The sequence below is a fragment of the Saccharopolyspora sp. NPDC045839 genome (genome assembly GCF_056431645.1).
In genome coordinates this window covers 154,759-161,273 of the sequence record NZ_JBWKKH010000015.1, presented here as the reverse complement: position 1 = coordinate 161,273, position 6,515 = coordinate 154,759, and the positions used below count along the sequence as shown (strand labels likewise).

Genomic DNA, 6,515 nt, shown 5'->3' with positions numbered 1-6,515 from the left:
AGACCGGCTGGTCCGCGGGGGGGGGGGGGGCGCGCGGGGGGGCGCTTTTTTCGAGAAAAAACGGCGCCACCCCCTCACGCGGAGCGCCGGTTTCGCGCGAAAACGGCGTGGTGACGCTTCTGATGGCGGGGGGAGGTCGGCGGTGGGTGCTGGACAAAATATGTAGACCGGTCTAATTTTTTTCGCATGGTGATCGAGAGTGGCAGGCCTGTTGGGGTGCCGGACGTGGTCGTGTTCGGCGCGACCGGATTCATCGGCCGGTGGACCGTGCTGCACCTGCTGGACCAGGGCCGCACGGTCGCGGCCGTCCTCCGGGATGGCGGCGGGACGAGCCGGGAGGCGGAGTTGCGCGGGTGGCTGCGCGATCGCGGCGCGGCCGACGACCGGCTCGTGGTCGTCGGCGGTGACCTCACCGGTGGTCCCGGCCTGGGGCTCAGCTCGGCCGATGACGAGCGGCTCGCCGGTGTGCGGGACGTCTTCAACACCGCCGCCCTCTACCGGTTCGGGCTGCAGCGCGAGGAGGCCCGGGCGGCCAACGTCGACGGCGCCCTCAACGTGCTGAGGTGGGCCGCCACCCGCCCCGACCTGCGCAGGCTGGTCCACGTGTCGGGCTATCGGGTGGGGCTGGACCGGCAGACGCGGCATCCCCTCCCCGAGGCCGAACTCGCGGCGCTCTACCGGGACAAGGGCGCCTACGAGGGCTCCAAGCTCGAGTCGGATGCGGCCGTGCGGGTCGTCGCCGCCCGGCTGGCGGTCCCGCTGACGGTGGTGAATCCCAGCAGCGTGATCGGCCACTCGGCCACCGGCGAGGCCGGTCAGTACATCGGCCTGGCCGAACTGGTCCGCCAGCTGTGGACCGGGCGGCTGCCCGCGCTGCCCGGGACCGCGCGCACGTTCGTCCCCGTCGTGACCGTGGACCACTTCGCGAGGTTCATGGCCGCCGTCCCCGAGCACGACCCGGAGCCCGGCGGCCGGCACTGGGTGCTCGACGCGGACACCCCTGACCTGCCCGACGTGGTCCGGATGCTCGCCGACCACCTGGGCGTGCGCGCGCCGCGGACCCGCGTGCCGGTGTCCCTGGTCCGCCGCCTCCCGACCGCGCTGACCGGCGCCGACCCGGAAACATTGGCCTTCCTGATCGAGGACCGCTACGACACCGCTTCGGCGGAGCGGGTCGCCGAGGCCGCCGGGCTCCGGCAGCCGCCCGCCGGGACCGCGCTGCGCCGCTGGGCGGACCGGCTCGTGGCGGAACGGTTCGGCGCGGCTTCCACCGCGCTCCCCGGCGGCTTCCACGACGTCGCAGGCTCCCGGACCTACCTCGCCGGCGACCGGACCTCGCCCGATTTCGTGCTCCTGCACGGGCTTCCGCTCGACGGCGAGTCCTGGCGGGGCGTGCTCGGCGAGCTGGGGGAATCTCGCGCCCTGGTCGCCGACCTGCCGGGCCTCGGCCGCTCGGGCCCGACCGGGGCCACGCCGCTGGACTGGCTCGCGGACCTGCTGGCACCCGTGCGAACCCGGCCCGTGATCGTCGCCCACTCGGCGGCCACCGCGCCTGCACTGCGCTTCGCCGCCGCACATCCCGACCGCATCGCGGGCGTGCTCCTGGTTTCGCCCTACTTCCTCCAGGCCGAAGCCTCGAAGCCGCTTCGTGCGCTCGCCGCGCCGCTGCTCAAACGGATCTCCGTCCCGCGCCTCGCGGCTGCGCTCCTCAGCAGCGCGCCCTCCGCCGAAGCCCGCCAGGCCGTTGCGAGCGCCGCCGCCCAGCTGCGTCGACCCGGCGTCGCCCGCCGCACCGCCCGCTGGCTCAGAGCCGCGAACCAACCCGCCGAACGCGCCGCCCTCCGCGCCCTGCTCGGCGACACCGCGGTCCACATCGTTGCCGGACAACAGGATCCGCTGATCAGCGCCCCGGGATCAGCCGCGGTCACCACCATCCCCGACGCCGGGCACAACCCGCAGCTCACCCACCCCGCCGCAGTCGCCGCCATCATGCGGCGGATGGGCGCTTGACGGGCCCCACCAGGCTTCGGCGCCACCCCTTCCCGCAATTTCCATTGAAATTGAACCTTCGATTTCAATGGAAATTGCGGATCAGTGCTTGATGGCGCCGGCCAGGTTGAAGGCGCCGCCGAGGGTTCGGCCGACGATCAGGTACAGGGCGATCACCGGGGCCGTGTAGAGGATCGAGTAGGCCGCCAGCTGGCCGTAGGCGATCAGGCCGCCCTGGCCGAAGAAGGTGAACACGCCCACCGACGCGGGCTGCTTCGCCGGGTCCAGCAGCAGGATGAACGGCACGAAGAAGTTGCCCCACGCGGTGATGAACGTGAAGATCGCGACCACCGCCAAGCCGGGCACGATCAGCGGCAGCACCACCGCGCGCAGCGCCTGCATCGCCGACGCGCCGTCCACCCACGCCGCCTCCTCCAGCGCGATGGGGACGCCGTCCATGAAGTTCTTCGTCATCCAGATCGCGATCGGCAGCGACGTCGCCGCCAGGAACAGGGTGGTGCCGAACATCGAGTCGATCAGCTCCAGCCGCACGAACATGCTGTACACCGGGACCATCACCGCGGTCATCGGCAGGCCGGAGGCGAACAGCACGACGTACAGGAAGGGGCGCCGGAACCGCAGCTGGTAGCGCGACAGCGGATAGGCGCACAGCACCGCGGCGACCACCGAGATCACCGCCGCGCCGCCGCTCATCAGCAGGCCGTTCCACAATGGACCAACACTGGTCTCCCAGTTCAGCACCTGGCCGAAGTTGTCAAGGGTGAGCGCGGCGGGCAGCTGCGCCGCCAGCGGCGCGTCGGCGTCGAACGCGGCCGTGACCAGCCACAGCAGCGGAGCCAGGAACGCCAGGGCGATGGCCGCGAGCACCAGGTTGACCACAGTGGACACCGAGCGCCGCCGCGCGGAGGTCACCGAGGCCATCACACCTCCTCCCGGAGGCTCTTGGCGTACGCGACCGCGAACAGGCCGCCGATCAGCAGCAGCACCAGGGAGATCGCGGCGCCGTAACCGATCTCGTCGAACTCGAACGCCGAGTCGTACATCAGCAGCGGCAGCGTCTGCGTCGCGGCGCCCGGGCCGCCGGCGGTCAGCACGTAGATCATCGTGAACAGCCCGATCGTCTGCAGCGTGATGAGCATCAGGTTGGTCAGCACCGAACGCCGGATGATCGGCAGCGTGACGTGCCAGAACCGGCGGAACACCCCGGCGCCGTCGACCTCCGCGGCCTCCACCAGGTCGGTCGGCACCTCCGACAGCGACGCCTGGTACACCAGCATCGAGAAGGCGGTGCCCCGCCAGACGTTGCCCAGGATCACCGCCACCATCGGCGCGCTGTAGAGCCAGTCCTGCGCGCCGAGCCCGAGGCCGGTGAGCAGCCGGTTCAGCGTGCCGTCGGCGTTCAGGAACGCGTACACGGCGAAGGCCGCGACGAGCTCCGGCAGCACCCACGCCGACACCACGACGGTGCCGACCGCGCTGCGCACCCAGCGGCTCCGGTGCTGCGTCAACACGGCGATGAGCATGCCCAGGCAGTTCTGCCCGATGACCGCCGAGCCGACCGTGAAGACCACCGTCAGCCAGGCCGAATGCCACAGCGCCGGATCGGTGAGCAGCCGCCGGAAGTTCTCCAGCCCGACGAACTCCGGCGCCGTCGCCGCGGCCCCGGTCAGCGCCGCGTTGGTGAGCGAGACGTAGCCGCTCCACAGGATCGGACCGGCGACGAACAGGCCGAGCAGCAGCAGCGCGGGTGCCATCGGCACCAGCCAGCGCCCCACCCGCGCCGCCATCAGCCCGGCCGGGTGTTCGCCGGCTGCACGATCCGCGACACCTGCTCCGACCAGCGATCGGCGACCTCGGCGGGCGGCTTGCCCGCCACCACGTCGAGCACCGACTGCTGGATCGCCTCGGAGACCTTCGGGTACTCCGGCAGCGCGGGCCGGTAGTGCGTGTTGTCCAGCAGGCCGATCCAGAACGGGTTGAGCGGGTTGGCGCCGACCACCCGCGGATCGGCGGCGGCGTCCGCGCGGGCCGGCAGGTTTCCGCTGGCCGCCGCGTATTCCACGACGTTGTCCTTGGTCATCGCCTGCTTGATGAACTCGAACGCGTCGTCCTGCTTGCGGCTGGACGAGCTGATCGCCAGCGTCCAGCCGCCGGAGAGGGTGACCGTGCCCGGCGGCTGCCCGTGCTGGGTGGGCATCGGCGTCGCCGCCATCGTCCGGCTCCAGTCCTGCCAGCCGGCATTCACCCAGTTCCCGGAGGCGAAGCTGCCGTCCAGCCGGATCGCGACCTTGCCCTCGCGGGTCAGGTCATCGCGGAACACCTTGTCGTACTGGGCATCGGCGATCTGCGCTCCGCTCTGCGTCAGGCCCTCGGCCAGCGCGGTGGACAGGAAGCCCATCGCGTCGGCGAAACCGCTGCTCGGCGCGATCCACTTCTGCTGCCGGTCGTCGTAGAGGGTGCCGGTTTCGGTGCCGTACAACAGCATTTCGACGGTCTGCATGCTCACCGACTCGCCCTCGGCCTTGCCCAGGGCGAGGTCCAGGGCGATGGCGTCCGGGCGGCGCTGCTTGACCTGCCGGGCGGCGGCGAGGACGTCGTCCCAGGTCCGGGGCCGCCAGTCGGCGGGCAGGCCTACCGCGGCGAACAGCTCGCGGTTGTACCAGAGGCCGCGGGTGTCGGTGTCCAGCGGAACGCCGTAGGTCTTGCCGTCCTGCGCCCGGCCCGCCTGCTTGGTGGTGTCGATGTAGTTGTTCCAGTCGGGCCACTGCGCGAGCCGGTCGTCCAGCGGCGCCAGGTATCCGGCCGCGACGTCGGAGTTCACGTTGAAGCTGTCCTCGTAGAGCACGTCCGGCGCGGTGGACGGCGAGCGCATCCGCAGCTGCAGCTTCGACAGGTACTCGCTCTCCGGCGCGACCACCGGATCCAGCTTCACGACCTTGCCCGGATGCGCCTGCTCGTACTGCTGCTTGACCCGCTGCATCCACTGGTCGACCTGCAACGTGTTGCCGTACCGGTGGTAGGCGACGCTGATCGTGTTCGGGTCGTCGGCCGCGCCGCCACCGCACGCGGCCAGCACGACGACCAGGGTGGTGATGATGAACGCGGACATCGCCTTGCTCCGACGCATTGCGGCCTCCCGCCGGCAGTGGTTGCGCCTGACCTGAGATCCGGATCACACTCTGGGCAAGATAATTCCATTCGATGGAACAAGTCAACGATCTTGCTGCCCCAGACGAGGAGCGTCGATGGCGAAAGCGTCCTGGCAGGGCACGAATCTGCCGCGGGTGGGCGGGTTCAACCGGGCGGTCGTGCTCGACGCGATCCGGCAGCACGGCGAGGTCAGCCGCGTGGAGCTGGCGCGGCGCACCGGGCTGACCGCGCAGACGATGTCCAACATCGTGCGCGCGCTGATCGACGACGGACTGGTCACCGAGAACGGCCACGCGCCGTCCACCGGCGGAAAGCGCCGGGTGCTGCTGAAGGTCGTGCCGGACGCGTACTCGGCGGTCGGCCTGCACCTCGATCCGGAGCGGATCACCGGCGTCCTGCTGGACCTGGCGGGCGGCGTGCGGATGCGCAGCCGCCGCCGCGTGCCCGACGACGCCTCGCCCGAGGCGGTCGGGGCTGCGCTGGCCCGCACCTTCCACCAGCTGGTGCGGCGTTCCGGCATCGCCGACGGCCGGGTGCTCGGCGTCGGACTGGCGGTGCCCGGTCCGCTGGACGCGGCGAACCGGCGGGTGCTCGGGCCGCCGAACCTGGCCGGGTGGGCGGATGTTCCGCTCGCCGACATCGTCGGGGGCCGCGCCGGGCTGCCGGTGGTGATGGACAACGACGCGACGGCCGCGGCGATCGGCGAGCGGTGGGCCGGTCGCGGGGACCGCGCGGGCTCGTTCGTCTACGTCTACCTGGGTTCCGGGGTCGGCATCGGCGTGGTGCTGGGCGATCAGGTGCATCGCGGGGTCAGCAACAACGCCGGCGAGATCGGCCACGTGCACAGCGGCGGCGGGCGCGAATGCCATTGCGGCAGAAAGGGATGCCTGGAGGCGTACTGCTCGATGCGCGCGATCGTCGCCGACTGGCGGGCGGCGACCCGGGAGGAGCCGAACGGGGAACCGGTCGCGGCGACCTACGAGCGGCTGTGCCGCTCGGCGGCCGACGGCGATGCCACGGCGACCCGGGTGCTGCGAGTGGCGGCGACCCGGTTGGGCCAGGCGTTGGCATCGGTGGTGAGCGTGCTGGACGTCGATCGCGTGGTGCTCGGCGGGCCCGCGCTCCGGCATGTGGCGGAGCTGGTGCGGGCGCGCGTGGCGAAGGTGGTCGACGCGCAGGTGTGGGCGCCGAAGGTGCGGCCGGTGCGCGTCGAGACGGCGCTGATCGGCGACGACGCCGGGGCGGTGGGCGCGGCGTCGCTGGTGCTCGACCACGCCTATTCGCCGCGCCTGACCACCCTCCTCGGCTCCTGACCGACCCCCGGGTTCAGCGACAAGCCACTTGACGCCCGCAAT

General features: G+C 71.7%; 5 protein-coding genes. 2 read left to right on the top strand and 3 right to left on the bottom strand.

Annotated features, from left to right (window positions below):
* Nucleotides 1-186 precede the first annotated feature (186 nt).
* Nucleotides 187-2,010 carry an alpha/beta fold hydrolase gene (locus tag AC07EQ_RS22005; RefSeq protein WP_478389792.1) on the top strand — a complete coding sequence of 608 codons (1,824 nt, stop codon included), beginning with the start codon at nt 187-189 and terminating at the stop codon, nt 2,008-2,010.
* 81 nt (nt 2,011-2,091) lie between these two features.
* Here AC07EQ_RS22005 and AC07EQ_RS22000 read toward each other — a convergent pair whose 3' ends face one another.
* The 3 genes from AC07EQ_RS22000 to AC07EQ_RS21990 are packed head-to-tail and all read right to left on the bottom strand — an operon-like array spanning nt 2,092 to nt 5,137.
* A complete protein-coding gene (locus tag AC07EQ_RS22000) occupies nt 2,092-2,931 on the bottom strand; it encodes a carbohydrate ABC transporter permease (protein ID WP_478389791.1) in 840 nt (279 codons plus the stop codon).
* Entirely contained in the window at nt 2,931-3,785 is an 855-nt protein-coding gene (locus AC07EQ_RS21995) for a carbohydrate ABC transporter permease (protein ID WP_478389790.1), read from the bottom strand. The genes AC07EQ_RS22000 and AC07EQ_RS21995 overlap by 1 nt, the downstream gene beginning before the upstream one ends.
* Nucleotides 3,786-3,796: 11 nt before the next feature.
* Nucleotides 3,797-5,137 carry an extracellular solute-binding protein gene (locus AC07EQ_RS21990; RefSeq protein WP_478389789.1) on the bottom strand — a complete coding sequence of 447 codons (1,341 nt, stop codon included), beginning with the start codon at nt 5,135-5,137 and terminating at the stop codon, nt 3,797-3,799.
* Nucleotides 5,138-5,255: 118 nt separating this feature from the next.
* Between AC07EQ_RS21990 and AC07EQ_RS21985 the strand changes: the two genes are divergently transcribed.
* Nucleotides 5,256-6,473, top strand: coding sequence for an ROK family transcriptional regulator (locus AC07EQ_RS21985; RefSeq protein ID WP_478389788.1), 1,218 nt, complete (start codon nt 5,256-5,258; stop codon nt 6,471-6,473).
* Nucleotides 6,474-6,515: the final 42 nt, after the last annotated feature.

Bases quoted from the DNA above. Each gene is read 5' to 3' on its own strand.
- AC07EQ_RS22005 (WP_478389792.1), top strand. From the start codon at position 187: ATGGTGATCGAGAGTGGCAGGCCTGTTGGGGTGCCGGACGTGGTCGTG.
- AC07EQ_RS22000 (WP_478389791.1), bottom strand. From the start codon at position 2,931: ATGGCCTCGGTGACCTCCGCGCGGCGGCGCTCGGTGTCCACTGTGGTC.
- AC07EQ_RS21990 (WP_478389789.1), bottom strand. From the start codon at position 5,137: ATGCGTCGGAGCAAGGCGATGTCCGCGTTCATCATCACCACCCTGGTC.
- AC07EQ_RS21985 (WP_478389788.1), top strand. From the start codon at position 5,256: ATGGCGAAAGCGTCCTGGCAGGGCACGAATCTGCCGCGGGTGGGCGGG.